This is a genomic window from Xanthomonas hawaiiensis (assembly GCF_031834635.1).
Lineage (GTDB): Bacteria > Pseudomonadota > Gammaproteobacteria > Xanthomonadales > Xanthomonadaceae > Xanthomonas_A > Xanthomonas_A sacchari.
Genome location: NZ_CP115873.1, coordinates 3,071,712 through 3,096,896 on the forward strand (window position 1 = coordinate 3,071,712; position 25,185 = coordinate 3,096,896).

The 25,185-nt window shown below is 70.6% G+C and carries 22 protein-coding genes; 5 read left to right on the top strand and 17 right to left on the bottom strand.

Annotated elements, in window-relative coordinates; translation table 11 throughout:
• Positions 1-128 precede the first annotated feature (128 nt).
• Entirely contained in the window at positions 129-1,052 is a 924-nt protein-coding gene (locus PG878_RS13235; protein WP_311185968.1) for an IS110 family transposase, read from the top strand.
• A 56-nt stretch (positions 1,053-1,108) separates the two neighbouring features.
• On the opposite strand, the gene PG878_RS13240 is transcribed toward PG878_RS13235, so the two are convergent.
• The 7 genes from PG878_RS13240 to PG878_RS13270 form a co-directional block, all read right to left on the bottom strand.
• Positions 1,109-1,714 carry a nucleotidyltransferase family protein gene (locus PG878_RS13240; protein ID WP_209031805.1) on the bottom strand — a complete coding sequence of 202 codons (606 nt, stop codon included), beginning with the start codon at positions 1,712-1,714 and terminating at the stop codon, positions 1,109-1,111.
• The gene (locus PG878_RS13245) at positions 1,714-2,766 is read right to left on the bottom strand and encodes an XdhC family protein (RefSeq protein WP_209031803.1); all 1,053 of its coding nucleotides are present in this window, start codon (positions 2,764-2,766) and stop codon (positions 1,714-1,716) included. The genes PG878_RS13240 and PG878_RS13245 overlap by 1 nt, the downstream gene beginning before the upstream one ends.
• Positions 2,767-2,966: 200 nt before the next feature.
• Entirely contained in the window at positions 2,967-4,115 is a 1,149-nt protein-coding gene (locus tag PG878_RS13250) for a winged helix-turn-helix domain-containing protein (RefSeq protein ID WP_209031802.1), read from the bottom strand.
• Between the two features lie 71 nt (positions 4,116-4,186).
• Positions 4,187-4,852 carry a TetR/AcrR family transcriptional regulator gene (locus PG878_RS13255; protein WP_209031801.1) on the bottom strand — a complete coding sequence of 222 codons (666 nt, stop codon included), beginning with the start codon at positions 4,850-4,852 and terminating at the stop codon, positions 4,187-4,189.
• A gap of 2 nt (positions 4,853-4,854) precedes the next feature.
• Positions 4,855-6,324: an AdeC/AdeK/OprM family multidrug efflux complex outer membrane factor gene (gene adeC, locus PG878_RS13260; protein ID WP_209031799.1), complete on the bottom strand. Its 1,470-nt coding sequence runs from the start codon at positions 6,322-6,324 to the stop codon at positions 4,855-4,857.
• Between the two features lies 1 nt (position 6,325).
• Positions 6,326-9,475 (bottom strand): efflux RND transporter permease subunit, encoded by a 3,150-nt coding sequence (locus PG878_RS13265; protein ID WP_209031797.1) that lies wholly within the window; start codon positions 9,473-9,475, stop codon positions 6,326-6,328.
• Positions 9,476-9,489: 14 nt separating this feature from the next.
• Positions 9,490-10,698, bottom strand: coding sequence for an efflux RND transporter periplasmic adaptor subunit (locus PG878_RS13270; RefSeq protein ID WP_311185969.1), 1,209 nt, complete (start codon positions 10,696-10,698; stop codon positions 9,490-9,492).
• Between the two features lie 136 nt (positions 10,699-10,834).
• Between PG878_RS13270 and PG878_RS13275 the strand changes: the two genes are divergently transcribed.
• The 4 genes from PG878_RS13275 (at position 10,835) to PG878_RS13290 (ending at position 14,549) form a co-directional block, all read left to right on the top strand.
• Positions 10,835-11,449, top strand: a complete 615-nt coding sequence (locus PG878_RS13275) for a TetR/AcrR family transcriptional regulator (protein WP_209031795.1) — start codon at positions 10,835-10,837, stop codon at positions 11,447-11,449.
• Positions 11,450-11,888: 439 nt separating this feature from the next.
• Positions 11,889-12,650, top strand: a complete 762-nt coding sequence (locus PG878_RS13280) for a DUF2306 domain-containing protein (protein WP_311185970.1) — start codon at positions 11,889-11,891, stop codon at positions 12,648-12,650.
• 43 nt (positions 12,651-12,693) lie between these two features.
• Complete coding sequence (locus PG878_RS13285) at positions 12,694-13,770, top strand: sensor histidine kinase (protein ID WP_209031792.1); 1,077 nt, start codon at positions 12,694-12,696, stop codon at positions 13,768-13,770.
• Positions 13,770-14,549 (top strand): LytR/AlgR family response regulator transcription factor, encoded by a 780-nt coding sequence (locus PG878_RS13290; protein WP_209031790.1) that lies wholly within the window; start codon positions 13,770-13,772, stop codon positions 14,547-14,549. The genes PG878_RS13285 and PG878_RS13290 overlap by 1 nt, the downstream gene beginning before the upstream one ends.
• Positions 14,550-14,571: 22 nt before the next feature.
• On the opposite strand, the gene PG878_RS13295 is transcribed toward PG878_RS13290, so the two are convergent.
• The 10 genes from PG878_RS13295 to PG878_RS13340 all read right to left on the bottom strand — a co-directional run bounded on the left by PG878_RS13295 (position 14,572) and on the right by PG878_RS13340 (position 24,975).
• On the bottom strand, positions 14,572-14,973 hold the full coding sequence (locus PG878_RS13295) for a hypothetical protein (protein WP_209031788.1): 402 nt from the start codon (positions 14,971-14,973) through the stop codon (positions 14,572-14,574).
• A 41-nt stretch (positions 14,974-15,014) separates the two neighbouring features.
• Positions 15,015-15,503 (bottom strand): transcriptional repressor, encoded by a 489-nt coding sequence (locus tag PG878_RS13300; protein ID WP_010343476.1) that lies wholly within the window; start codon positions 15,501-15,503, stop codon positions 15,015-15,017.
• A gap of 16 nt (positions 15,504-15,519) precedes the next feature.
• On the bottom strand, positions 15,520-16,926 hold the full coding sequence (gene gltX / locus PG878_RS13305; RefSeq protein WP_209031786.1) for a glutamate--tRNA ligase: 1,407 nt from the start codon (positions 16,924-16,926) through the stop codon (positions 15,520-15,522).
• 166 nt (positions 16,927-17,092) lie between these two features.
• Positions 17,093-17,977, bottom strand: a complete 885-nt coding sequence (locus PG878_RS13310; protein WP_209031784.1) for a carbon-nitrogen hydrolase family protein — start codon at positions 17,975-17,977, stop codon at positions 17,093-17,095.
• Complete coding sequence (locus PG878_RS13315; RefSeq protein WP_209031782.1) at positions 17,974-18,579, bottom strand: GNAT family N-acetyltransferase; 606 nt, start codon at positions 18,577-18,579, stop codon at positions 17,974-17,976. Before PG878_RS13315 ends, PG878_RS13310 begins: the two co-directional genes overlap by 4 nt.
• A gap of 201 nt (positions 18,580-18,780) precedes the next feature.
• Positions 18,781-19,218, bottom strand: coding sequence for a hypothetical protein (locus tag PG878_RS13320; RefSeq protein WP_209031781.1), 438 nt, complete (start codon positions 19,216-19,218; stop codon positions 18,781-18,783).
• 22 nt (positions 19,219-19,240) lie between these two features.
• A complete protein-coding gene (creD, locus tag PG878_RS13325) occupies positions 19,241-20,560 on the bottom strand; it encodes a cell envelope integrity protein CreD (protein ID WP_209031779.1) in 1,320 nt (439 codons plus the stop codon).
• 231 nt (positions 20,561-20,791) lie between these two features.
• Positions 20,792-22,234: a two-component system sensor histidine kinase CreC gene (creC, locus tag PG878_RS13330; RefSeq protein ID WP_209031778.1), complete on the bottom strand. Its 1,443-nt coding sequence runs from the start codon at positions 22,232-22,234 to the stop codon at positions 20,792-20,794.
• A gap of 1 nt (position 22,235) precedes the next feature.
• A complete protein-coding gene (gene creB / locus PG878_RS13335) occupies positions 22,236-22,946 on the bottom strand; it encodes a two-component system response regulator CreB (protein ID WP_209031777.1) in 711 nt (236 codons plus the stop codon).
• A gap of 88 nt (positions 22,947-23,034) precedes the next feature.
• A complete protein-coding gene (locus tag PG878_RS13340) occupies positions 23,035-24,975 on the bottom strand; it encodes a GGDEF domain-containing protein (protein WP_209031776.1) in 1,941 nt (646 codons plus the stop codon).
• Positions 24,976-25,185: the final 210 nt, after the last annotated feature.

Below are 25,185 nucleotides of genomic sequence, written 5' to 3' on the forward strand. Positions count from 1 at the left end.
AGCGCCGCCGCACCCCGTATCTCCTGCCTCATCAGCCCGAACAGTTGCCCGAGTCGCGAGCTCGAACTCCACAAGCATGGGCGTCGGCAGGAGTGCTCTCGTGCCTGAGTCTACTGTGGAGAACGTCTATGCGGCGCTATGTCGGGATCGATGTATCCAAGGCCGAACTGGTCATTCATGTCCTGCCGGACGAGCAGACCTGGACCCAAGCCAATACGCCACAGGGGCAGCGTGCGCTGGCCCAACGCCTGGCCGAGCTGGGCTGCGAGCGGATCGTGCTGGAAGCCAGTGGCGGCTACGAACATGCCGTGCTGCAGGTGCTCCGAGAGGCGGACCTGCCGGCAGTGCGGATGGCCGCTGATCGTCCGCGCAAGCTAGCCCAGGCCTTGGGCCTGCATGCCAAAACCGATGTCCTGGACGCGCGCCTGCTGGCCATCGCCGCCCAGCACATCCCGACCACCCCCACGCCCGTGGTGCCCGGGCACCAGCAGTCTCTTCGCGAACTGCTGGACCTGCGTGCCACCCTGGTGGGCCAGCGCGATGCCCATCGGCGGCGCCTGGAGCACATCACCCGCCCTGAGGTGCAACGCCACTGCCGAGAGGTGATCGCCCTGCTGAACCAGCAGATCCAGACGTTGACGCAGGAGATCGGGCAGCAGGGCAAGACCTGCTCGAGCCTCCCTAAGGTGCCTGGGCTCGGCACGATCCTGCGCGCGGTTCTGGCCGCGCGGTTGCCAGAGCTGGGCACGCTGCCGCCACGCAAGCTCGCTGCCCTGGTCGGGCTGGCCCCGTTCAATCACGACAGCGGCTGCTGGAAAGGCCAACGCCGCATCAAAGGCGGACGTGCCGACGTGCGGCGCGTGCTGTACATGGCCACCTGGGCCAGCATCCGCGCCAAATCCCCCTTGGCCAACACTTACGCGCGCATGCGCGCAGGCGGCAAACCGGCCAAGGTCGCCATCGTCGCCTGCATGCACAAGTTCCTGCGCTGGCTCAACGCCATCGCGCGCGATCAGGCCCCGTACGCTCCTCCTGCCATCGCAGGTGCATGACAGTTGACTCCTACATGAGGGCTCCGGTCACCGCAACGCCGCGCCCGACGCAACCGCTACGGATCCAGCCACCCCTTCGCCACCGCCGCCTGCACATCTTCAGGCGTGTCCAGGTCCAGCGCCAACGCCGGCGCGACGATGCAACCCATGCTGTCCGGTGCCAGCGCCGCGAACAACGCGCGCAGGCCCTGGTCACCGCCCAATGGCAGCGTGCGCCAGCGCTGCTGCGCCACCACCGCCGGCATGCCGCGCACGCCGGCGTAGGCGCTCACCGCGCAACCCGACGCCGCCCGCGCGGCCGCCGCCAGCAGATCCTGCAGATGCGCCGCGGCCAGCGCCGGCTGGTCGCAACCGAGCACCAGGCTGCGGGTGATCGCGGCATCGTCGCTCACCGACGCACGCAGGCAGTCCAGGCTGCCGCCCATGCCGGTGGACCAATCCGGATTGCGCACGCATTCCACCGGCAATCCCTCCAGCAGCGGGCGCAGCGCCTCGGCCTGCGCACCCAGCACCACCACGCAGCGCGCCGGTGCCGTGGACAGCGCCAGGCGCACGACCTTGCGCAGCAACGGCTCGCCGTCGCTGGTCAGCGTCTGCTTGGGACGGCCGAGGCGGCGGCTGGCGCCGGCAGCCAGGATCAACGCCGCGTGCGCCTGGGCCATCACCTGGCGCCCTCGGCCAGCAATCGCGGCGCTGCCGCCGGCGCATCGCGGTGCGATCGGCGCGGCCTGTCGCTCGCCTGCGCGACCGCGCTCAGCCGCGGCGGCACCGCCCGGCTGGCCTGCAATTGCGCGGCGATGCTCAGCGCGATCGCCTCCGCGCCGTTGCCGCCGAGGCGCAGCCCGATCGGCGAATGCAGGCGCGGCGACAACTGCGCGCATTGCGTCGAGCTCAGCAAACGGAACAGGTCCTCGCGCCGCCGCACCGGTCCCAGCAGGCCGACGAACGGGATCGCGCTGCCGGCCAGCGCATCCAGCGCTTCGCGATCCAGTTCGAAATTGTGGTGCATCACCAGCGCCGCATCGCTGCCGGCACAATCGGCCAGGGCGCGGCTCGGCGTACATGCCAGGGCGCGGTCGGCCAGCGCCGCCAACGCAGACCAGCGCGGCCGCTGCTCGACCAGGGTGGTCATCCAGCCCAACTGGCGCAGCAGGGGCAGCAACACGGTGGCTTCCGGGCCGGCACCGAAGACGCTGACCCTCGGCGGTGGCGGCACGTGCACTTCGCCGACGCGCGGCGACGCCGCAGACAGCGTGTGCCAAGGCAGGCACCACCGCGATGCCTGCTCGGCCACGCTGGCGGCGATGCTACCGTCGGCCTCCAGCGCCAGGGTCAAGCCACCGCGCCCGTGCAGCCAGGCCTGCGCCAGCCTGTCGAAACCGGGCAAGGCGAGCAGCGGCAGCAAGGCCAGGTGCAGGCGGCCCCGGCAGCCGGCTGACGAACCCGACAGCAGGTCTTCGTCCTCGCGCGTATCGATCTCCATCCACGCCGGCATGCCGGCGACGGCGGCGTCCGCGGCGCAGCGCGCGATCTCCGGCTCCAGGCAACCGCCGCTGAGCCAACCCTGCTGCGCGCCATCGGGGCCGAACAAGGCCATCGCCCCGGCGTGCGCGTAGGTGGAACCCTCGCGGGCCATCGCCACGGCCAGGACCGCGGGCGTGCCGCGGCGGCAGGCGTCGAGGGCTTCATGGAGACAGTGGCGGGCAGCGGACATGCGGCGGCCAGGCGAAGGGGGAATCCAGAGCCTAAGCGGCAGCCTGTGGTCGCGAGGTGACCCTGACGGCTGTTCGCGGCGCCGTCAGCGCGAGGAAACCGGGGATGCGCAACACAATGCCTGGATCCGGGGCTGCGTTGCGGATGCAGGTGCGGCCCGCCGGCGTCGCTCGCAGGCGACAGGTCCGCGGCGACGGGCCGCTACGTCAGATGGAAGCGCTCGAAGCGCTGCAAGGCCGCGTCGATCGTCGCCTGCAGCGCTGCGCGTCGCGGCACCAGCCAGGTCCATTGCTGGATCAGCAGGCGGCCGGCGCGACGGTCCATCTTCAGGTCGAGCGCGGCGACGATGCGGTCGCCGACCAGCACCGGCAGCGCGAAGTAGCCCAGCACCCGCTGCGGCGCCGGCACGTAGGCCTCGAACCGATGGGTATAGCCGAAGAACTGCTGCAGCCGCTTGCGCTGGATCACCAGCGGATCGAACGGCGACAGCAACTGCGCCCGCGTCGGATCCGGTGGCGGCGGCGCGCTGTCCAGCACCTCCGGTTCGGCCCACAGGGGCACGCCTTCCTGGCCCTGCAGATGCACCGGGATCAGGCGCTTGCGTGCCACTTCCGCGGCGATCAAGGCACGCACCGCCGGCTTGGCGGCGGTCTCGCCATAGCAGATCGAATCCACGCCGACGATGGCTTGCGCACGCAGCGCACGCTGCAACAGGTAGCGTGCGTACTGCGCATCGCTGACCGCACGCGGCCGCTGCCGCCAGCCGAAATGCCGCGCGGCCAATTCGTAGGTCTTGAGCATGCCGCTGCGCTGGCTGATCACCAGGTCGCCACTGAAGAAGCCGTACTGCAACGCGGCCCGCGACGGCTTGCGGCTGCCCCACGGATGGGTCTTCTCGACCAGCACCTCGTCGTCGATGTCGCGGATCGACAACGGCCCCTCGCTGCGGATGCGCCGCAGCAGCCGCGCATAGTCCTGCGCATCCACCGCGCCCCTGGCGTCGGCCTGCGCGCGGCGGCGCGCCATTTGCGCCCCGTACATGCGGTAGTCGGCGACCGGCACGTAGGCCAAGGCATGGGTCCAGTACTCGAACAGCGACTTGTCCTGCGACTGCGCCTGTTCCAGATCCCGTTCGCGGTACTCGGGAATACGCGTATACAGCACGTGGTGGTGGCTGCGCGCGATCACGTGGATGGTGTCGATCTGCACATAGCCCAGGTGCGCGGTGGCCTGCCGCACGGCCTCGGCGCCACTGCCGAACGGCGCCGGCGTGGTCAGGCGCTGCGCGTGCAGCCACAGCGCACGCGCCCGGTCGGGCGCGAGTGGCAACGCGGCGGCGGTCTTGCGCATCGGGACGTCGCTCCGGAAACGGCGGCAGGGCGGCGTACCAGCATAGCAACGCCTGACGACCGCGGCCGCACCTACGCGGACGGCGCCGGCGAGCGCGCCGCACCAGGCGGCTCGGCGCGGTAGCCGCGCATGAACAGCGCGACCGCGCTGTCCACCCATGCAGGTCGCGGGACCGCGGTACCGCCCAGCAGCGCACGCAGTGCCGACGCACCGAGGATCAGCCCGAAGAAGTGCGCCGATGCCTGCGCCGGATCGGCCACCAACAGGGTTCCGCGGCGGCATTCGGCGCGCAGGAAGCGCCGCATCGCGCGGTCGTAGCGGGCGAAGCAACGCTCCCACGGCGTCGCGGCGGCGGACGGTGCGGCATGCGCCGACTGCGCGATCATGCGCTGCAGCGTCCATGGCACCGGTCCGTCCGCCATGTCCAGCAGATCGTCGGCCACCGCGGCCAAGCGGGTCTGCACCGGCTCGGCGGCACCGAGCAGGACACTCCAGCGGTCCGGCATCCGTCCCTGCATGGCGTCCACGGTCGCGCGGAACAGCGCCTCCTTGTTGTCGAAGTAGGCGTAGAGCGTGGCCTTGGACACCTGCGCGCCGGCGGCGATGGCATCCATGCTGGTGCCGCCGATGCCCTGACGCGAAAACAAGTGCTCGGCGACGCGCAGGATAGCCGCGCGCTTGAGCACCGTGCCGCGGCGTTCGCGTCGCCGCGTGCGCGCAGGCGTCGGCGCCTGCATCGTTAGCGGTCCAGTGCCGCGGCCGCCCGCGACGGCGCCGCCATCTCCACCCAGCCGCCGCCCAATGCCTTGTAGAAGGTCACCAGATTGGTGAAGCGCGACAGCCGCGTCGTGATCAAGGTCTGCTTGGCGCCATACAGCGTGCGCTGCGCATCCAGCGCGCCAAGATAGCTGTCCACGCCACGTTCGAAACGCGCCTGCGCCAACCGGTAACTGTCGGCCGATGCCTCCACCAGTGCCTGTTGCGCCTGCAGTTGGCGGCCCAGCGTGCTGCGTTCGGCGAGCGCATCGGAGACTTCGCGGAACGCGGTCTGGATCGCCTTTTCGTAGTTCGCGACGTCGATCTCGCGCTGCACCTTGGCGACATCGAGATTGGCGCGGTTGCGGCCGGCGTCGAAGATCGGCAGCGAAATGCTGGGCGCAAAGCTCCAGCTGCCGGAACCGCCCTTGAACAACCCGGACAGCCCGGCGCTGGCGCTCCCGGCCGAGGCCGTCAGGCTGATACTCGGATAGAACGCGGCACGCGCAGCGCCGATGTTGGCATTGGCTGCCTGCAAGGTGTGCTCGGCCTGCAGGATATCCGGGCGCCGCTGCAGCAGTTCCGAAGGCAGGCCTGCCGGAATGGTGGCCAGAACGCCGGCATCGGCGCTGGCGCTGTCCGGCAGCGAGGTCGGCATCAGTTCGGTCGGCACCTCGGTACCGACCAGCAGGCGCAGCGCATTGCGGTCCTGCGCCACCTGCGCGGTATAGCGCTCCACATCCACCCGTGCGCTCTCCACCGTGCTTTGCGCCTGCCGCAAGGTGAGCGCCGAGGCCGCACCGAGCTCGAAGCTGCGCTGCTGCAGGCGGTAGGTTTCGCTCTGGCTGGTCAGCGTGTCCTGGGCCAACCGCAGCAGGTCCTGGTCGGCGGCCAGGGTCAGGTACGACGTGGCGACTTGCGCGATCAGGCTGATGTGGGTGCTGCGCTGCGCCTCGGTGGTGGCCAGGTATTGCTGCAGCGCCTGTTCCTTGAGGCTGCGCACGCGCCCGAACAGATCCAGTTCGTAGGCGCTGGTGCCGAGCGTGACGTGGTCGCTGTGCGCCACCAACGGTTTCCCGGTGCCGGACAGGTCGGCCGGGGTGCGCGAGCCAGTGCCGCTGCCGCCCAGGTCGACGCCTGGCGCCAGGTCGGCGCGTTGCACCCGATACTGCGCCCAGGCCTGGTCGATGTTCAGCGCAGCCACGCGCAGGTCGCGGTTGTTGTCCAGCGCCAGTGCGATCACCTGCTGCAGTTTTGGATCGGTGAACACCGCGCGCCAGCCGACGTCGGCGACGGCGACGCTGTCCGCCGATGCCGCTGGCGTCGCGCCGGCGGTTCCGTCGAACTGTGCCGGCACCGGCGCCGCCGGGCGCTCGTAGGCCGGCATCAGGCTGCAGCCGCCGAGCGCGGCGCAGACCAGCACTGCCAACGGTGCGAGGGAAAAACGGGGCATGTCAGGCTCCCTCCGCGACGTGCGCGGCGGACGGATCGTGGGGACTGCCTGTGCGGCGCTTGAACAGCCCGCACACCAGCACGAAGAACAGCGGAACGAAGAAGATCGCCAGCACGGTGCCCGACAGCATGCCGCCGATCACCGCGGTACCCAGCGCATGCTGCGCGCCGGCGCCGGCACCGCTGCCCAGGACCAGCGGCACCACGCCGAGGATGAAGGCCAGCGAGGTCATCAGGATCGGCCGCAGGCGCATGCGCGCCGCTTCCAGCGCCGACGCCAGCAGGCTCTTGCCGCTTTCGTGCAGATCCTTGGCGAATTCCACGATCAGGATCGCGTTCTTGGACGCCAGGCCGATCGTGGTCAGCAGTCCAACCTGGAAGTACACATCGTTCATCTTCCAGGTCAGCACCGCCCCGATCAGTGCGCCGAACACGCCCAACGGCACCACCAGGATCACCGCGAAGGGAATCGCCCAGCTCTCGTACAACGCCGCCAGGCACAGGAACACGAACAGGATCGACAGGCTGTACAGCAGGCCGGTCTGGCCGCTGGAGGCCTTCTCCTGCCGCGACAGGCCGGTCCACTCGTAGCCGATGCCCGGCGGCAGCTTGGCCGCCGCGGCCTCGACGATGGCCAGCGCCTGGCCGCTGGAGGCCGCTCCCGGCTTGGCCATGCCGAGTATCTCCACCGAAGGCACGCTGTTGTAGCGTTCCAGTCGCGGCGAACCCATGATCCAACTGGCCTTGGCGAAGGAATTGAATGCGACCATGGTCCCGGCGCTGTTGCGCACGTACCAACGGCCGATGTCCTCCGGCAGCATGCGGTAAGGCGCATCGGCCTGCAGCATCACCTTCTTGACCCGGCCCTTGTCGATGAAGTCGTTGACGTAGGTACTGCCCCAGGCGCTGGAGAACACGGCGTTGATGTCGGAAATCGACAGGCCCAGCGTTTCGGCCTTGTGCGGGTCGATGTCGAGCTTGAACTCCGGCGTATCCTCCTGCCCGTTCGGGCGTACCGCGACCAGCCGCGGGTCCTGCGAGAGTTCCGCCAGCAACTGGTTGCGCGCCTGCATCAGCGCGTCGTGGCCGAGGTTGGCGCGGTCCTGCAGCATCAGGTCGAAGCCGGTGGCGTTGCCCAGCTCGGACACCGCCGGCGGCGCGAACGCGAACACCCTGGCGTCGCGGATGCCGGCGAAGAACGTACCGGCCCTGGCCGCAACCGCGGTCACGCTCTGGTCCTTGCCGGTGCGCTCGTCCCAAGGCCGCAGCTTGACGAAGGCGAAGCCCACATTCTGGCCGTTGCCGGCGAAACTGAAGCCGTTGACGGCGAACACGCCGGCGACCGAGTCCTTCTCGTCGACCAGGAAGTGGTGCTCGACCTGACGGATCACCGCATCGGTGCGCGTCGCGGTGGCGCCGGGTGGCAACTGGATCAGCACGAACAGGGTGCCTTGGTCTTCGTCGGGCAGGAATCCGACGGGCAGCTTCATGAAGCCGACCACCACCAGCACCAACACCACCGCATAGGCGATCATGTAGCGCCAGCCCTTGCCCAGCATGTGCTGCACCGCGCTCTGGTAGCGACCGTTGCCGCGGTCGAACACGCGGTTGAACCAACCGAAGAAGCCGGTCGTGGCCATGCCGTGCTGCTTGGCCGGCTTGAGCAGGGTCGCGCACAGCGCAGGCGTCAGCACCATCGCCACCAGCACCGACAGCGTCATCGCCGCGACGATGGTGATCGAGAACTGGCGATAGATGACGCCGGTGGACCCGCCGAAGAAGGCCATCGGCACGAACACCGCGGCCAGCACCAGGGCCACGCCGACCAGCGCCCCGGTGATCTGCCCCATCGACTTGCGCGTGGCGTCCTTCGGCGGCAAATGCTCCTCGCTCATCACCCGCTCGACGTTCTCCACCACCACGATCGCATCGTCCACCAGCAGCCCGATCGCCAGCACCATGGCGAACATGGTCAACGTGTTGATGGTGAAGCCGAACGCGGCCAGCACGCCGAACGTGCCCAGCAGCACCACCGGTACGGCGATGGTCGGGATCAACGTGGCGCGCCAGTTCTGCAGGAACAGGTACATCACCAGGAACACCAGCACCACCGCCTCGACCAGGGTGCGCACCACCTCTTCGATCGAGATCCGCACGAATGGCGTGGTGTCGTACGGCTTCTGCACCTTCATGCCCGGCGGGAAGAACTTCTCCTGCTCGGCGATACTGGCGTCGATCGCCTTGACCGTGTCCAGCGCGTTGGCGCCGGTGGCGAGCTTGATCGCCAGGCCGGCGGCAGGCTTGCCGTTGTAGCGGCCGGCACTGTTGTAGCTCTCGCTGCCCAGTTCGATCCGGGCCACGTCGCGCAACCGCACCTGCGAACCGTCGGACTGCGTGCGCAGCAGGATGTCCTCGAACTCGGCCACGGTCTTCAGCCGCGTCTGCGCGGTGATGGTGGCGTTGAGCTGCTGGTTGGCGGCCGCCGGCAAGGCGCCGAGCTGGCCGGCCGACACCTGCGCGTTCTGCGCCTGCACCGCGGTCTTCACGTCCAGCGGGGTCAGGCCGAAGTTGCTGAGCTTGTTGGGATCCAGCCAGATGCGCATCGCGTACTGCGAGCCGAACAAGGTGGTGTCGCCGACGCCTTCGACGCGGCTGATCGTTTCCTGCACGTTGGCGGCGACGTAGTCCGACAGGTCCGACGCGCTCATGCTGCCGTCTTCGGAGGTGAAGGCCAGCACGTTGAGGAAGTTGGTCGCCGACTTGGTCACGGTGACGCCCTGCTGTTGCACCTCCTGCGGCAGCAACGGCGTGGCCAGCGACAGCTTGTTCTGGACCTGCACCTGCGCGGTGTCCGGATCGGTGCCGTTGTCGAAGGTCAGGGTGATGGTGACCTGGCCGCTGGACTCGCTGGTGGAGGCCATGTAGCTCAGGTGATCCAGGCCCTTCATCTTCTGCTCGATGACCTGGGTGACGGTGTCTTCGAGGGTCTTGGCGGAGGCGCCGGGATAGTTGGCGGTGATCGCCACCGCCGGCGGCGCGATGCTCGGGTACTGGGCGATGGGCAGGGTGAGAACGGAGATGACGCCGGCCAGCATCACGATGATGGCCAGCACCCAGGCGAAGATCGGACGGTCGATGAAGAAGCGTGCCATGGCGGTCCGGCGCCTCAGTTCGCGGCGCGCGGCGCGGCCGCGGCAGAGGCGGACGCCGCAGGCGCAGAGGCGGTGGCCGGCGGCTGCCACGGCACGGTCTTGACCGTCACCCCGGGCCGCGCCCGCGGCAGGCCCTCGACCACCAGGTGCTCGCCCGGCCTGAGCCCGCTGCGCACCAACCACTGGTCGCCGACCGCGCGATCGGTCTCCAGCACCCGCAGCTGCAGCTTGTGGTCGGGGCCGACCACGTAGGCGGTCGGCTTACCGGCGCCGTTGCGCGATACCGCCTGCTGCGGCACCAGGATGGCCTGGTCCTTGGTTCCTTCCTGCAGCACCGCGCGCACGTACATGCCGGGCAACAGCTCCGCGTTCGGATTGGGGAACACCGCACGCAAGGTGATCGAGCCGGTGTTCTGGTCGACGGTGACGTCGGAGAACTCCAGCCGTCCCTGCAGCGGATACGGGCTTCCGTCCTCCAGCAGCAGGCTCACCTTCGCCGCCTTGGCATCGGCCTGCTCCAGCTCGCCCGCGGCCAGCGCCTGCTTGAGCCGCAGCAACGAGGCGCTGGGCTGGGTGACGTCGACGTAGATCGGGTCCAGTTGCTGGATGGTGGCCAGCGCCGTCGCCTGACTGGCCGTGACCAGCGCCCCGGGAGTCACGCTGGATTTGCCGATGCGCCCGGAAATCGGCGCCGCGACCCGCGCATAAGCCAGGTTGATGCGGGCGGTTTCCACGTTGGCCTTGGCCGCGGCGACATCCGCCTCGGCCTGACCAAGCGCGGCATCGGCATCGTCGTCGTCCTGCTTGCTGATCGCCGAGACCTTGATCAGTTCGTGGTAGCGCTCGGCCTTCAACCGCGCCGTGCGCAGGGTCGCCTGCGCCTTGCCGAGCGCGGCGACGGAACTGTCGTAGCTGGCGCGATAGGTGGCCGGATCGATCTGATACAGGGCCTGGCCCGCCTGGACGTCGCTGCCTTCGCGGAAGGCGCGCGACTGGATGATCCCGTTCACCTGCGGGCGCACGTCGGCGATCAGGTACGGCACGGTGCGGCCCGGCAGGGCGGTGGTCAGTGCGACGGGACGCGCGGCCACGGTCAGTACCCCCATCTCCGGGGTGCCCTCCGCCGGCGGCGGACCGCCCGGGGGGGCGCCGCAGGCGCTCAGCAGCAGGGAGGCCGCGACGGCCAGAGACAAGGCGAGACGAGAGGTTGGGAGGGGGCGCACGGGGATCTCCGGGAGGACAGGCGCGAACGGACTGGAAATTTTGTACGGTACGGTTCGGTATACTATTCACGGGAATCGCAGCCGTCAATCATTTCTGCCCCGCCGGTATACTTAAGCGCCCAACCCTGGATGTCGGATGCGCGTCAGAACGGAAGCCAAGCGGGACGCGATCATTCAGGCCGCCGCGGCGGTGTTCCTGGAGGCCGGGTTCGAAGGCGCCTCGATGAGCCAGATCGCCACCCGCGCGGGCAGCTCCAAACGCACGCTGTATGGCTACTTCCCGTCCAAGGAAGAGCTGTTCGTCGCGGTCGCGCACAGCGTCGCTCGCCGCTTCATGGAACCGGTCCTGGAGACGCTCCTGCAGAGCCAGGACGCTCTGCCGACCGCGTTGCAGCGGATGGGCGAAGACGGCATGGCGTTTCTGTGCTCGCAACAGTCCGTGCAGGTGTGGCAGACCGTCATCGGCGTGTCCGGGCGCTCGGACATCGGCCTGCTGTTCTTCGAGACCGGCCCTGGCGAGGGCATGAACCGCCTGGGTGTGTTCCTGGAACGCCAGATGGACCTGGGCGTGCTGCGCCGCGCCAACCCGAGCACCGCCGCCAGGCACCTGGTAGGGCTGCTGGAGGCGGAGACCTTGATGCCCTGCCTGTTCGGCGCGCTGAAGAACCCTTCGCCGGACTACCTGCGCGCGGCCACACGCGACGCGCTGCAGGTGTTCTTCGGCGGCTACGCGGCCCAACCCGCGCCCTGAAGCGCATCCGCTCGCCGCTGCAGGCGGCGATTGCCGCTCGCAACCGGTCATGCGGCGCGCGCCCGTGCCCAAGCCACCGTAGATCGGCCACCACGCAGGGTTTCGGTCGCCACCGCGCCGACGTCCGGCCACATGGCGATCTCGGGTGCTTTCGCGGTCCACGCCGTGCCTGCAGGGTCCGGCGGCATGCGCGCACCGATCGTGCGTCTGCCCCGCGCTCCATCGACACCCGGCGCCGTCCGTCCGCTCCCGCCGTCGCCGGTCGGACAGGCCGCGCGCGCACGCCGGCGCCGCAGCAGCATGTGCGCACTCCCCATCACTGCGACTGCGCATGACTGCCGTGCAACCGATCGCCCCCGCCACTCCCGCAGTGTCCGCCGCAGCGCCCGCAGCGCAATCCGCATCCGCCGCGACCAGGCACCTGCGCCGAGCCGCCACCGTGTGGGGCGGCCTTGCCGTCGCCGGCCAATTGGCGTTCGCCATCTACGTGACCGTCTTCTACGGGCGCGCGGCGCTGGCCGGCGCCCCGGAGCGCTGGAACCGGGTCCTGCCCCACGGCTACGTCGCCGGCGACACCCTGTTCAACGTCGTGCTCGCCCTGCACCTGCTGCTCGCAGCAGGCATCGTGCTGGCCGGCGCGGCGCAGTTGCTGCCTGCCCTGCGTCGGCTGGCCCCGGCCGTGCATCGCTGGAACGGGCGGCTGTACCTGCTGAGCGCGCTGGTGCTGAGCCTGGGCGGACTGACGATGATCTGGGTGCGCGGCGGCGCCGCCGGCGACGTCGGCCAGCACCTGGGCACCACCCTCAATGCGCTGCTGATCCTGGCGTTCGCCGCCGTGGCCTGGCGCGCGGCCCGCGCCGGGCGCATCGCCGCGCACCGGCGCTGGGCGCTGCGCCTGTTCCTGGCGGTGAGCGGCGTGTGGTTCTTCCGCATCGGCCTCATGTTCTGGCTGGTGATCAACCAAGGCCCCGCCGGCTTCGATCCGGAGCGTTTCGTGGGCCCGGCGCTGACCATCCTCGCGTTCGCGCAGACGCTGCTGCCGCTGGCGGTGCTGGAGCTGTACCTGCGGGCGCTGGACGGCCGCCGCCGCGCGCTGCAGTGGCTGGCGACCGGCACCTTGGCACTGATGAGCCTGGTGACCCTGATCGGCAGCGCCGCCGCGACGCTGGGCATGTGGTGGCCGATGCTGCGGCCGGCCTAGCGGTGCGGCACGCCGACCGGTGCCCTCGGCTATGCTCGCGCCCATGCCAGGTTCCGTTCCGCTCTTCGCACCGCAACGCCACCCCGCGCCGCTGACCTGGGCCCGCGTCGGCACGGTCTGCGTCCTGTCCGGCGGACTCGGGCTGCTGCTGAGCCTGAGCTGGGATTCCACGTTCTCGGCGCTGGCCCGCGCCTTCGCGCTCGGTGCCGCCGCGCTGCTGGCCTTCGTCGCGCTGGAGCGCTGGCCGCGGCGGCTGCCGGCGTGGCTGGCGCGTTGGGCGCTGCAGGTGCTGGGCGTGGCGCTGGCCATTCCGCTGACGACGCTGGCGATCTACGTCGGCCTGACCCCGCACGACGCACCGCCGTTCTGGAAGGACGAGGAGCGGCTGTCCGGCTTCTTCATGCTGATGGTGACCGGCGTGCTGGTCGCGCCGTGGACGGCGCTGGCGGCGCTGGTCAGGCAGAAAGACGCCCTGGCCCGGCACCAGGCGCTGGCCTTCGAGCTGGAGCGCAGCGAACTGGAACGGCAGACGCTGGATGCGCGGCTGCATCTGATGCAGCGCCAGGTCGCTCCGCACTTCCTGTTCAACACCCTTGCAAACGTGCAAGCGCTGATCGACATCGGCTCGCCGAAGGCCGCGGACCTGATGCGCAGCCTGATCGCCTACCTGCGCGCGGCGGTGCCGCGGCTGCACGAACCGACCACCACGCTGGGCGACGAACTGGCGCTGGTCCGCGCCTATCTGGAGTTGATGTACATGCGCATGCCCGACCGCCTGCAGTACGCGATCGACGCCGACCAGACGTTGTCCGCGGTGCGTTGCCCCACCCTGACGCTGCTGACGCTGGTGGAGAACGCGGTCAAGCACGGCATCGACCCGGCCGAGGACGGCGGCCGCATCGTCATCCGCGCCTGGCGCGAGGCCGGCTACTGCCACCTGCGGGTCGAAGACAGCGGCACCGGCGCGGGGGCGAGCGCGCAGGGCCTGGGCACCGGACTGGGCACCTTGCGCGACCGGCTCGCGCTCAGCTTCGGCGCCGCGGCGCACCTGCAGGTGGCGGCGCAACTACCGCACGGCACGCGCGCCGACATCCGCTTCCCGCTGGCGGCGCGGACCTGATGGACACGCCCAGCGCGCTGATCGCCGACGATGAACCGCTACTGCGCGACGCGCTCAAGCGGCAGCTGGCGCGGCTGTGGCCGGCGCTGCGGGTCACCGCCGAAGCGCGCAACGGCCGGGACGCGGTCCGCCTGTTCGCGGAACGGCAGCCGCAGATCTGCTTCCTGGATATCCAGATGCCTGGCTTGTCCGGGGTGCAGGCGGCGCAGCAGATCGGCCGCGACGCGCACATCGTGTTCGTCACCGCCTACGACGACTACGCGGTGCAGGCGTTCGCCGAGGGCGCGCTGGACTACCTGGTCAAGCCGGTGCAGGACGCGCGCCTGGCCGATACCGTCGGCCGCCTGCAGCAGCGCCTCCAGGCGGCGCAGCCGGCGGCCGACCTCAGCGAGCAGTTGCAGCGGCTGGCCGCGCAGTTGCTGCCGCCGCAGCGGCCGGCGCCGCTGCGCTGGCTGCACGCGCAGGCCGGCACCACGCTACGGCTGATCCCGGTGGAGGCGATCGACTATCTGCGGTCGGAGCACAAGTACACCTGCGTGGCCTGGCACGACGCAGCCGCCCAGCCCTGCCAGGCGATCGTGGCGACGCCGCTCAAGGATCTGGTCGCGCAACTGGACCCGGCCAGCTTCCGCCAGGTGCACCGCTCGGTGGTGGTCAACCTGCATGCGGTGGCGCACCTGGTTCGCCACGACAACGACACCGCGCAGATCCACCTGCGCGGCCGTCGCGAAACCTTGCCGGTCAGTCGCAGCTACCTGCCGCTGTTCCGCGCGATGTAGCACGCCGCCGCGACGCGCGGCGCTACCACTCGATGAACACCAGGCGGTTGCCGTCGGGATCGCAGAACGCCAGCGCCAGGCCGCCAGGATAGTCGAGCGGCCCCTGGAAGCAGCCGGTCTCGCCAGCGCCGAAGATGTCGCCACGGCGCAGTTGCGGCGCGATGCGGGCAGCAATCGCGGCGACGTCCACCTCGCCGATCTCCAGTTGCGGCTGCTGCGCGCGCAGGTAGCGCAGCACCGCGGCGTCCTCGCAGCGATGCACGCGCAGGCTCGGGCCGTACGCCAGTTCCACCAGGATCGTCCCCCGGACATCGGCATCGACGAGGAGCGCCGCAGGATCGGCGGCACACACGCCGGTGGCGGCATAGAACGCGGCGCTGCGGTGCAGGTCTTGGGCGAACAGCGGAAGTATGATCGGGTACATGCGCGCTCCGACGCTGGCGATGGCGCGCCGCGGCCGTCAGCTCAGCCCGCGCACTTCGCGCACAACCCGTGCACTTCCAGGGTCTGCGCCTGCGGCTGGAAGCCCAGCGCCTTGGCGCGCTGCTCCAGCTGCGCGACCACGTCGCGGTCCTCCAGTTCCACCGCGCTGTGGCAGCGGTCGCAGATCAGGAACGGCACCGAGTGCTGGGCGCTGCTCGGGTGGTGGCAGGCGACGAAGGCGTTGACCGATTCGAGCTTGTGCACGAAGCCGTTGGCCATCAGGAAATCCAGCGCGCGGTACACCGTGGGCGGGGCGTCGGCGCCCACGCCCTTGCCTTCGCGCACCCATTCCAGCAGGTCGTAGGCCTTGACCGGACGCCCGGCCTCGGCGATCAGCCGCAGCACGTTGGCGCGGATCGGGGTCAGGCGCAGACCGCGCTCGCGGCTGACCCGCTCCACCACCTTGACGAAGTCGGCAGCGTCGTGGACGTGGTGGTGCGGCTCGGTGCAGGCGGTCTTCTTGCTGGACATGGCGGTCTCCCGGGAATCAGCTTCCCGCTGGGATCTTGATGAGCGCGGCGTCGATGCGTTTCAAGGCCTCTTCGCGCCCGGCCAGGTAGACGGTCTGCGAGATGTCCGGGCTGACCTGGGTGCCGGTGATGGCCACGCGCAGCGGCTGCGCCACCTTGCCCATGCCGATCTCCAGGGCGGCGGCGGTGTCGTGCAGCACCGCGGCGACGCCGTCCAGGCTCCACTGCGGCAGCGCCGCCAGCAGTGCGCGGGCCTTGCCCAGCGCCAGTTCGGCGCCCGGCTTGAAGTGCTTGGCCACCGCCGCCTCGTCGTAGTGGGTCAGCGGGCGGTACCAGACCTCGGCTTTCTCGGCCATTTCCTTCAACGTCTGCACGCGCTCGCGCAGCGCCACCACCACCTCGGCCGCGGCCGGGCCGGCGGCCGGGTCGATGCCGAGCTTGCGCAACTGGAACTCCAGCTGCGGCGCGATCGTCGCCGGGTCGTCGCTCTTGAGGTAGTGCTGGTTGACCCAGCCGAGCTTGGCCATGTCCAGGCGCGCGGCCTTGGAATTGACGTCCTTGACGTCGAACAGGTCGATCAGCTCCTGGCGCCCGAACAGTTCCTGGTCGCCATGCGACCAGCCCAGCCGCGCCAGGTAGTTGATCAGCGCGTGCGGCAGGTAGCCGGCGTCCCTGTACTGCATCACGTCGGCCGCGCCGGTGCGCTTGGACAGCTTGGCGCCCTGCTCGTCGAGGATCATCGGCATGTGCGCGAACTTCGGCACCGGCGCGCCCAGCGCCTGGTAGATGTTGATCTGCCGCGGGGTGTTGTTGATGTGGTCGTCGCCGCGGATCACCTCGGTGATGCCCATGTCCCAGTCGTCCACCACCACCGCGAAGTTGTAGGTGGGGTAGCCGTCGGGACGGAAGATCACCATGTCGTCCAGTTCGCTGTTGGCGATCTCGATGCGGCCCTTGATCAGGTCGTCGAACGCCACCACGCCCTCGGTCGGGTTCTTGAAGCGGATCACCCGGTTGGGATCGTCGCGGTAGGCCAGGTTCAGCTCGCGCGCGGCGCCGTTGTAGCGCGGCTTTTCCTGCCGCGCCATCGCCGCTTCGCGCATGGCGTCCAGTTCCTCGCGGGTCTCGTAGGCGTAGTAGGCCTTGCCCTGCGCCAGCAACTGCTCGGCGACCTCGCGATACCGCTCCAGGCGCCGGGTCTGGTAGATCGGGCCTTCGTCGTAGTCCAGGCCCAGCCAGTCCATCGCCTCCAGGATCGCGTCGATCGCCGCCTGGGTGCTGCGTTCGCGGTCGGTGTCCTCGATCCGCAGCACGAATTCGCCGCCGCGGTGGCGCGCCTCCAGCCAGCAGTACAGCGCGGTGCGCGCGCCGCCGATGTGCAGGTAACCGGTGGGACTGGGGGCAAAACGGGTGCGGCAGGCCATGGAACGCTCGAAACGACGGGAATCGGGCGATTTTACCTTGCCATGGCGGCGCCTGCCGGCGCCGCGGGATTCGGGAGTGGGGATTCGGGATTGGTGCAAGCAGCATTTCTGCCGAGTGACAGGGCCTGCCTTGCCTGGGTGCACGTGGACGACAGAAGCGTTTTCGCTACGCGAAATGGCTCAGTTCCGCGCGTAGCACAGCCGGTGCCAGCTGCCCGCGCCAGTCGCGGTCGTTGGCCACTTGCGCATTGGCGCGGCTGGCCTCGAACGCGGCAAAATCCAGTTCGGCGATCGCCCAGACCTGCTCGCCGCGGGTCTGCGCGACGATGCCGTCGGCGGGGAAACCGGCGTCCATCGGCGCGTACAGCGTGGCCTCACCGGTGTTCACGTCCAGCGCCGGGCTCCACTCGGCGACGCCGGCGGTCACCGACTGGGCCACGAAGATGCGGTTCTCCAGCGCCCGCGCCAGGCAGCCCACGCGCACGCGGGTGGCGCCGGCCTCGGTGTCGGTGCAACTGGGCACCACCAGCAGGCGCGCGCCGGCCTCGTACTGGGCGCGGACCGGCAGCGGGAACTCGCTGTCGTAGCAGACCGCCACACCGGCGCGCACGCCCTCGGCCTCGAAGACCTTCAGCGCCTCGCCGCCGTCGATCAGGCCGGTGGCCTTCTCGAAGCCGGTCAGTTGCAGCTTGTCCTGCCAGCCGTGGCCGCCGTCCGGGGCGAACCAGTAGGCGCGGTTGCGGTAGCGCCCCTGGCCCAGGTCGAGCAGGAAGCTGCCGGCGACCACGTGCAGGCGATGGCGCCGCGCCAGGTCGGCGAACAAGGCCAGGTACGGCGCATGCAGTGCCTGGATCGCGGCGAGCGAGGCCGGCAGCCGCGCCGACACGTCGGCGCCGAAGGTGGCGGCCAGTTCCAGCGACAGGTACTCGGGCAGCACCGCCAGTTGCGCGCCGGCCTGCGCGGCCTCGCCGAGCAGCGCGGCCTGCTTGTCGGCGAAGGCGGTGAAGTCGGCGGGCGCGCCGATCGGGTACTTGGCGACGGCGACCTTCATGCGACAGGCTCCAGCGCGCGGGTCCAGAAACCCAGGGTATGCGGCGTTTCGCCGCGGCCGACCTCGTTCCACGGCAGGTGCATGCGCAACGCCGGTTGCGGCTGGTAGCCGCGCTTGCGCCAGAACGCATCGTTGCCGCGGTAGTCCGGCGGCCGCCGCGGATCGTCGGGCGTCCGCTCCACCGAACAGAACGCGGTCAGGCGGAAGCGGCCGAGCGCGCGCGCATGCGCCTCGCGCTCGTCGAAGAAGGCATGGCCGACGCCGCGGCCGCGGTACTGCGGCAACAACACCGACTCGCCGAAATAGAACACCTCGGCCGGGTCGATCCCGCTGCCGGCGAAGGCCGCGGCGAACGCCTCGGCATCGTCGAGCAACGGCAGTCCGGTGGAGGCGCCGACCACCCGGTCGCCGTCGCGCGCCAGCACGAACACGCTGTCCGGCGAGGCGGCGTAGGCGGCCAGGTAGTCGCGTTCGTAGTCCAGATCGCCGTCGTAGAGGTACGGCCAGTCGCGGAACACCGCGATGCGCAACTGCGCGACCGCGTCCAGGAACGGCACGATCCCGGCGCCGCGCAGGCGCTGAATGGAGAGCGGAGAGTGCATCCGTGCACTCTACCGCAAGCGTTTCCCTGGCGCTGCCTGCCTGGCGGTGCCCTGGCGTGTGCGTCCTTGCCGCGTCCCTGCGCGAGCGTCCTGCCCGTCCTGTGACCGCTGATGGCGTCCTGCCACCGTCGGTGTTCCTGTCGTCGATGGCCGAGGTCTATCCGATCGCGCTGTCGCGGCGATCGACACGATAGCCCAACCTCAGCGCCACCAGCGGCACAGCAGCGCCGCCTGTGCCGGCAGCACCAGCAGGCGCGCACGGCCCTGCGCCTCCCAGGTGACGAAACCCGCCGCGGACGCGCCGCTGGCGTCCTCCGCGTCCGCGCCCCCGGTCCAGGCCGACGCGCGGCGCAGCGCACGCCAGGAGCAGTAGCGCCACGGCGCGGCATCCCCCGGCAAGGCCGCACGTGCCTGCAGTGCGCTGGCCAGGAACGTCGCCGCGTCGCCGGCCAGGGCCGCGCGGCTGCGTTCGCTCAGGCGCAGCCACAGGGCGCCGCCGCGGTCGGCGGCGGTGACCAGTGCCGCCTGCGCGCTGCGCGCCAGCGTTCCCGGCAGGTTGCCGGGATGCAGGCCATGGGTTTCGAGGACGGCGGGCAGCAGCGCCTGCAGGCGCCGGTGCAGATGACGGTGCGCGACCATGTCCGGTGCTCCTCGCGACGGCTCAGCGCAGCGACGCGCCGAGTTCGTACCAGTCGATCCGGCGGGTGATCCACATGATCGCGCCGAGGATGCCGAACAGCAGCAGCGAGCCCATCAGCAAGGCATTGTCTTCCGAGGCCAGCAGGCCGTACAGCGCGCCGTACAGCACGGTGAGCATAGTGGCGAAGCCGGCCGCGCGCAGGCGGCTGCGCAAGACCCCAGACAGGTAGAAGAACTGCAATCCGATACAGGCCACCGCCGAGACCAGATAGGCCTGCCAGAACGGAATGTGCTCGGACAGGCTGAGCAGCAGCAGGAAGAAGATCGCCAGCGCCAGGCCGACCAGCAGGTACTGCAGCGGATGGATCGGCAGGCGCTTGATCAGCTCGAACAGGCCGAAGGCGACGAAGGTCAGCACCACGAACAGCAGGCCGTACTTGCTGGCGCGCTCGGCCTGGGTATACACGTCCACCGGGTCGACCAGGTCCACGCGCAACGCGTCCAGGTCCTCGCCCCCGGCGCTCAACTGCGCCTGCGCCCCCGTCGCCAGCGACGACAAGGCCCAGCTCGCCTGGAAGCCCTGCGCGGTGATGCGGCGCTCGTTGGGCAGGAAGCGGCCGCCGAACAGCGGATGCGGCCACGGCGAACTCAGCGCGATCTGGTTGTCGTCGCCGACCGGCACGATCGACAGCGCCTGGGTGCCGTCGAGCACGAACTCCATCTGCACATCGTGCAGATCGGTCAGCCGGCCCTGCTGCGGGTCGGGCAACGCCGACAGCACGGCATGTACGCCCTTGGAGACCCCGGCCAGGCCCATCGACCCCGGCTGCAGCGGCAGCGCGCGGCCGTCGGCACGCAGGTTCGGCGTACCGACCAGGCCGCGCACGTCCTGCAGGCCGATCGCCAGGTACGGCGTGCCGTAGCGGCGGCCGTCGGCAGCGGCGTAGTCCAGATCCTCGAATTCGGCCTTGAGCCGCGCATGCCAGCTGTACACCTGCACCTTGAACAGGCCGATATGGCGCTGCGAGGGCTTCAGTTCGCCCTCCACCTGCAGCCGCCGCGGCGCCTGCAGCACGTAGCCGGTCTCGGTCTCGCGCTTGGTCACGCGCTTGCCGTCGGCGTCGAGCACCGCGACGTCGCGCTCCTGGGTCCACGGGATCACCCGCAGCGGCCCGAGCAGGCGCTGCTCGCCGGCCTTGCTCTGCGACACCCGTTCCACCGCCTCGTCGCGGTAGTGCTGGCGGTCCTGCACGGTGCCGCGAATCATCATCAGCGGGATCAGCAACAACAGGATCAATCCGCCGATGGTGGCGAATCGCAACAGCAGCTTCAGGGACTTCATGGCGACCTCTCGGTTTGGGAGGGCGCCAGGGTGCGGCCGCTGCATGGGCGGGGTTTGAGGCGAATTTGAAGTGGGTGTGAAGTGTGGGGAGCCGGGATTCGGGATTGGGGATTGGGGATTGGCAGCCGGCATCCCGTCACCGGAGCCTTGCCCTTGTGGGAGGGACTTCAGTCCCGACGCGGGAACGCCGGCAGGCCGCCTCGGCGCGCCCTCGCGCGAAACGCGCCGCGCTCAGGCCAGCGGCAATGCCAGGCAGGCCACTGCGCCGCCGCCGTCGCGGTTGCGCAGGCTGGCGTCGCCGCCGTGCAGCCGCGCCACCTCGCGCACGAACGGCAGGCCGAGGCCGGAACTGCGCTGGCCGGTGGCCGGGCGCGCCAGCGAATAGAAACGCTCGAACACCCGCTCCAGCGCGTAGTCGGGAACGCCAGGGCCCGCATCCTCCACCGACAGCAGCACGCGCGCATCGGCGCCGCGTTCGGCGCGCAACACGATGACCGCGCCCTCCGGCGAGAACGCGATGGCGTTGTCGAGCAGGTTGTGCAGCGCCTGCCGCAGGAGGTAGGGATCGCCCGACACCACCAGTGCCGGGTCCAGCACCTGGACATGCAGTTGCAGACGGCGCGCCTGCAGTTGCGGCGCCAGCGCTTCGGCCAGGTCGGCGCACAGCGGCGCCAGCGCCACCGGTTCGCGGCGCTGCAGCCAGCCGTGCTGTTCCACCTCGGCCAGCGCCAGCAGCTTGTCGATGGTCTCGGTCAGACGCTGCTGCTGCTCGGCGATGTTGCGCACGAAGCGCTGCCGCTCCGGCTCCGGCAGCGGTTCCTGCAGCAGTTCCGCGGCACCCCGGATCGCGGCCAGCGGGCTCTTCATCTCGTGGGTCAGCGACTGCACGTACTGCTCGACGTATTGCTTGCCCTCCAGCTTGCGCCGCATCGTCTCCAGCGCACGGCCGAGATCGCCGATCTCGTCGCGGCGCGGCGGCGGCGGCGGCACCGGCGCACCGGCACTGACCGCCTGCGCGTAGCGGTTGAGCCGGCCGATCCCGCGCAGCAGACCCCAGGTCATCAGGATCCCGATCAGCGCCGAGATGCCGATCAGCCAGGCGCCGCGCAACAGAATGCTGCGCTGGCTGGCGACGATGAACGGCTCGATGCTGCGGTTGGGCTGGGACAGGGTCAGCACGCCGATCAGCCGCTGCGGCTCGGCCGGATCGTAGACCGGCGCGGCCACGTGCATCACCGTGTGGTTGGGGTCGCCGTCGGCCTCGGGACTGGAGCGGGCGCCATACTCGCCGCGCAGGGTGCGGTACACGTCGTTCCAGCGCGAGTTGTCGCGACCGATGTCCTGCCCCCGCGAATCGAACACCACCACGCCCGCCGCATCGGTGAGGGTGACGCGGTAGTCGACGCTGTGCTTGGGAAAGCGCCAGACCATCGCGCGTGGATCGCGCCGCTGCGCCGCAGCCAGGTCGCGGGCGAAGCGGCCGCTGGCGATGCGCCCGTCCTTCAGGTCCTGCGCGGCCATCTGCGCCAGCACGTTGGCCGCGTCCACCAGGGTCGATTCCATCGCCTGGCGCACGCCCGGCTTGACCTCGTTGACGAACACCCGCATCACGAAGAATGCGGCCACGCCCACGATCAGGAAGAAGCCCAGGAACAGCTTCAGCCCCAGCCGCACCTCAGGCCTCCAGCGCGTAACCGAGGCCGCGGTGGGTGCGGATCGGGTCGTCGGTGGCGCCGGCCGCTCGCAGCTTGGCGCGCAGGGTCTTGATGTGGGTGTCGACGGTGCGGTCGGCGCTGTCGGCACTGCTGTCCCAGCCGCGGTCCATCAGTTGCGCGCGGCTGAGGATGGCGCCGGGCCGCTGCAGCAGCGCCGCCAGCAGCGCGTACTCGTAGCGGGTCAGATCCAGCGGCGCGTCGCGCCAGCGGATGCGGCGGCCGTCGCGGTCGATGGCGAAATCGCCGTGCTGCTGCCAGCCGGCCCCGGCATCGCCGACCACCACCGCCGGGCGCCGCAGCCGCGCCCGCACTCGCGCGACCAGTTCGCGCGGCGAGAACGGCTTGGCCATGTAGTCGTCGGCGCCCAGTTCCAGGCCGAGCACGCGGTCGATCTCCTCGTTGCGCGCGGTCAGGAACAGCACCGGCACCTGGCTGAAGCCGCGCAGCGCGCGGCACACCTCGAACCCGCTCAGGTCCGGCAGGCCCACGTCCAGCACCACCACGTCGATGCCGCCCTCGCGCAGTTGCGCCAGCGCCTCGTGCCCGAGCTGGCAATGCCGCACCGCGTAGCCCTCGCTGCGCAGCGCGTACAGCACGGTGTCGGCGATGGCGGATTCGTCCTCGACCACGAGGACACAGGCGGCGGCAGGCGTGGACATGGCGCGCAGCATAGCCGCCGCGCGGGCGCCGCGGCAGTCCGTGCGGCCATCGCCGGCGTCGGCCACCCTCGCGCAGAACCCACTGCGGACAGGCGGGACGTCAGCCGCTGCGGTCGCTGCGCACACCTGCCGCGCCCGGCGGCGTCGCCAGTTCCACCCGATTGCGGCCGCCGTGCTTGGCCCGGTACAGCGCCGCATCGGCGCGCGCCAGCAGCGCCTGGCTGCTCTCGCCGGCGCCGGCCTCGGCGACGCCGATGCTGACGGTCAGACGCAGCCCCGGCACGATCGCGTCGAACGCCTGCCGTTCCAGCACCTCGCGCAGTTGCCCGGCCAGTTGGCTTGCCTCGGCGCAGGCCGCACCGGGCAGCAACGCCAGGAACTCCTCGCCGCCGGTCCGGCCGAAGCTGTCGCTCTTGCGCAGGCGTTGGCGCAGGGTCGTGGCGACCAGCCGCAGCACCTGGTCGCCCGCGGCGTGGCCGTGCTCGTCGTTGATCCGCTTGAAGTGGTCCACGTCCAGCGCCAGCACCGACAGCGGCATGCGCCCGCCGCGCGGCAACGCCGCCAGCGCGGTGTCCAGTTCGGCCAGGACCTGGCGCCGCGAGGCGACGCCGGTGAGGCTGTCGATGCGCACTTCGCGGCGGGCGCCGCGCAGGCGACCGAGGGTCAGGAACAGCACGCCGCCCAGCACGGCCAGCAACAGCAGCGCCGCGCCCAGCAATGCGCGGCGCAGGGTCGCCTCGCGCTCCATCGCCTGCAGCCGGTTGCGCTGGGTTTCGGCCTTCTGCGCCAGTTGCAGCGCCGCCAGGTCGCGCTCGCGGCTTTCCGATTCGGCGATCAGGAACTGCGATTGCTCGCGCTGCATGCGCGTGTCCAGTTCCTGCTGCACGCGCATCTGCGCCTCGCGCGCATCCAGCGCCTGGCGCCAGGCACCCAGCGCGCGCAAGGCCGTGGCCTTCAGGTCCAGCACGTCGCTGAGGCTGCGCAGGTCGCCATTGGCGCGATAGCCCTGCTCGGCCCGCTCGACCAGCGCCAGCGCGGCCCGCACATCGCCGCTGCGCTCGGCGATCAGCGCATCCACGTAGTCGCGTCGCGCGCGCATCAACCGCGTGGCGCCCATCGCGACCAGTTGCGCCTCGGCCTGCTGCCGCTGCGCCCGTGCCTGCGGCACGTTGCCCAGCAGCGCGTTGACCCGGGCCGCGCGCAGCAGCAACGACGCCTGCGAGCCTTCCTGCGGATGCCGGCCATGCAGTTCCGCCGCACGCAGATAGGCGGCCAGCGCCGCCGGCAGGTCGCCGCGCTGCTCGGCGATGGCGCCTTCGCGCTCCACCGCCAGCGCCTGCATGTAGCCGCCATCGCCCTGCCTGGCCCGCTGCAGGACCTCGGCGACGACCTGCTGCGACAGGTCCGGCAGACCCATGTCCAGGTAGGCGTCGGCGATGCCGATCAGGGTCAGCAGCGCCACCCAGCCGCCATCGCGCCGCGCGTCGAGCACGCGCAGTTCCTGCAAGGTGCGCAGCGACTGCGCGTAATGGCCGGCGTCGCGCTCGGCGAAGGCACGCATGCGCAGGGCCGCCGCGCGCAATCGCGGGAACCGGTGCGCGTCGGTCAACGCCAGGATCGTGGTGGCGGGCCGCAGGTAGGCCGGGCGCTGGCCGTCGTTGTACAGCGCATAGGTTTCGCACAGCAGGTACTCCAGCCGCACCTGCACATGGGTGCGCGCGATCGCAGCGCGCGCGCCACGCCGCGCCTGCTCCACCGCCGCGGCCGGACCCTGCGGAAAATGCTGGCAGTCGAAGGCGTCCAGGCGTGCGCGCCGCACCGGGTCGCTGGCAGGCAGCAGCGCCTGCAGCCGCGCATGCGCGACACGGTAGGCCTGCTCGTCGGCGGCCATGTCCTTGCCGTGCGCACCGACATCCTCGATCAGCGCATCGAACGCCGCAGCCTGCGCTGCGCGGGGGCTGGATGGCTCGGCACGGGCGGCGCCGAGTGCGGCGAACGGCAGCGCCAGTGCAAGAACACCGAGCAACGGGGAAAAAGGCATCGACATGCAAACCGTGGCACTCGCCGACCGCCCATCTGGCATCGGCACTGCGCACCCGAACGCTGCGACGACGCCTGCGCCCGGGTGCACAGGCCCAATCGTCCACGCGTTCCGGCCCCAGGTCCGGAAAGCGCCGCGGCCGCGAGTGGCCGCCCGCCTAGTGTACCGCGGCTGCGGAGACGCCCTGCCCTGCATCGCGGCAGGGCGTGG

What these genes read in the sequence shown, in the direction of transcription:
- PG878_RS13255 (WP_209031801.1), bottom strand. Translation starts at nt 4,852, where the DNA reads ATGCAGGCGCCGACGCCTGCGCGCACGCGGCGACGCGAACGCCGCGGC.
- PG878_RS13320 (WP_209031781.1), bottom strand. Translation starts at nt 19,218, where the DNA reads ATGGTCGCGCACCGTCATCTGCACCGGCGCCTGCAGGCGCTGCTGCCC.
- PG878_RS13235 (WP_311185968.1), top strand. Translation starts at nt 129, where the DNA reads ATGCGGCGCTATGTCGGGATCGATGTATCCAAGGCCGAACTGGTCATT.
- PG878_RS13290 (WP_209031790.1), top strand. Translation starts at nt 13,770, where the DNA reads ATGGACACGCCCAGCGCGCTGATCGCCGACGATGAACCGCTACTGCGC.
- PG878_RS13250 (WP_209031802.1), bottom strand. Translation starts at nt 4,115, where the DNA reads ATGCGCAAGACCGCCGCCGCGTTGCCACTCGCGCCCGACCGGGCGCGT.
- adeC (WP_209031799.1), bottom strand. Translation starts at nt 6,324, where the DNA reads ATGCCCCGTTTTTCCCTCGCACCGTTGGCAGTGCTGGTCTGCGCCGCG.
- PG878_RS13245 (WP_209031803.1), bottom strand. Translation starts at nt 2,766, where the DNA reads ATGTCCGCTGCCCGCCACTGTCTCCATGAAGCCCTCGACGCCTGCCGC.
- PG878_RS13310 (WP_209031784.1), bottom strand. Translation starts at nt 17,977, where the DNA reads ATGAAGGTCGCCGTCGCCAAGTACCCGATCGGCGCGCCCGCCGACTTC.
- creB (WP_209031777.1), bottom strand. Translation starts at nt 22,946, where the DNA reads ATGCTGCGCGCCATGTCCACGCCTGCCGCCGCCTGTGTCCTCGTGGTC.
- PG878_RS13315 (WP_209031782.1), bottom strand. Translation starts at nt 18,579, where the DNA reads ATGCACTCTCCGCTCTCCATTCAGCGCCTGCGCGGCGCCGGGATCGTG.
- creD (WP_209031779.1), bottom strand. Translation starts at nt 20,560, where the DNA reads ATGAAGTCCCTGAAGCTGCTGTTGCGATTCGCCACCATCGGCGGATTG.
- PG878_RS13340 (WP_209031776.1), bottom strand. Translation starts at nt 24,975, where the DNA reads ATGCCTTTTTCCCCGTTGCTCGGTGTTCTTGCACTGGCGCTGCCGTTC.
- PG878_RS13240 (WP_209031805.1), bottom strand. Translation starts at nt 1,714, where the DNA reads ATGGCCCAGGCGCACGCGGCGTTGATCCTGGCTGCCGGCGCCAGCCGC.
- gltX (WP_209031786.1), bottom strand. Translation starts at nt 16,926, where the DNA reads ATGGCCTGCCGCACCCGTTTTGCCCCCAGTCCCACCGGTTACCTGCAC.
- PG878_RS13285 (WP_209031792.1), top strand. Translation starts at nt 12,694, where the DNA reads ATGCCAGGTTCCGTTCCGCTCTTCGCACCGCAACGCCACCCCGCGCCG.
- PG878_RS13295 (WP_209031788.1), bottom strand. Translation starts at nt 14,973, where the DNA reads ATGTACCCGATCATACTTCCGCTGTTCGCCCAAGACCTGCACCGCAGC.
- PG878_RS13275 (WP_209031795.1), top strand. Translation starts at nt 10,835, where the DNA reads ATGCGCGTCAGAACGGAAGCCAAGCGGGACGCGATCATTCAGGCCGCC.
- PG878_RS13265 (WP_209031797.1), bottom strand. Translation starts at nt 9,475, where the DNA reads ATGGCACGCTTCTTCATCGACCGTCCGATCTTCGCCTGGGTGCTGGCC.
- PG878_RS13300 (WP_010343476.1), bottom strand. Translation starts at nt 15,503, where the DNA reads ATGTCCAGCAAGAAGACCGCCTGCACCGAGCCGCACCACCACGTCCAC.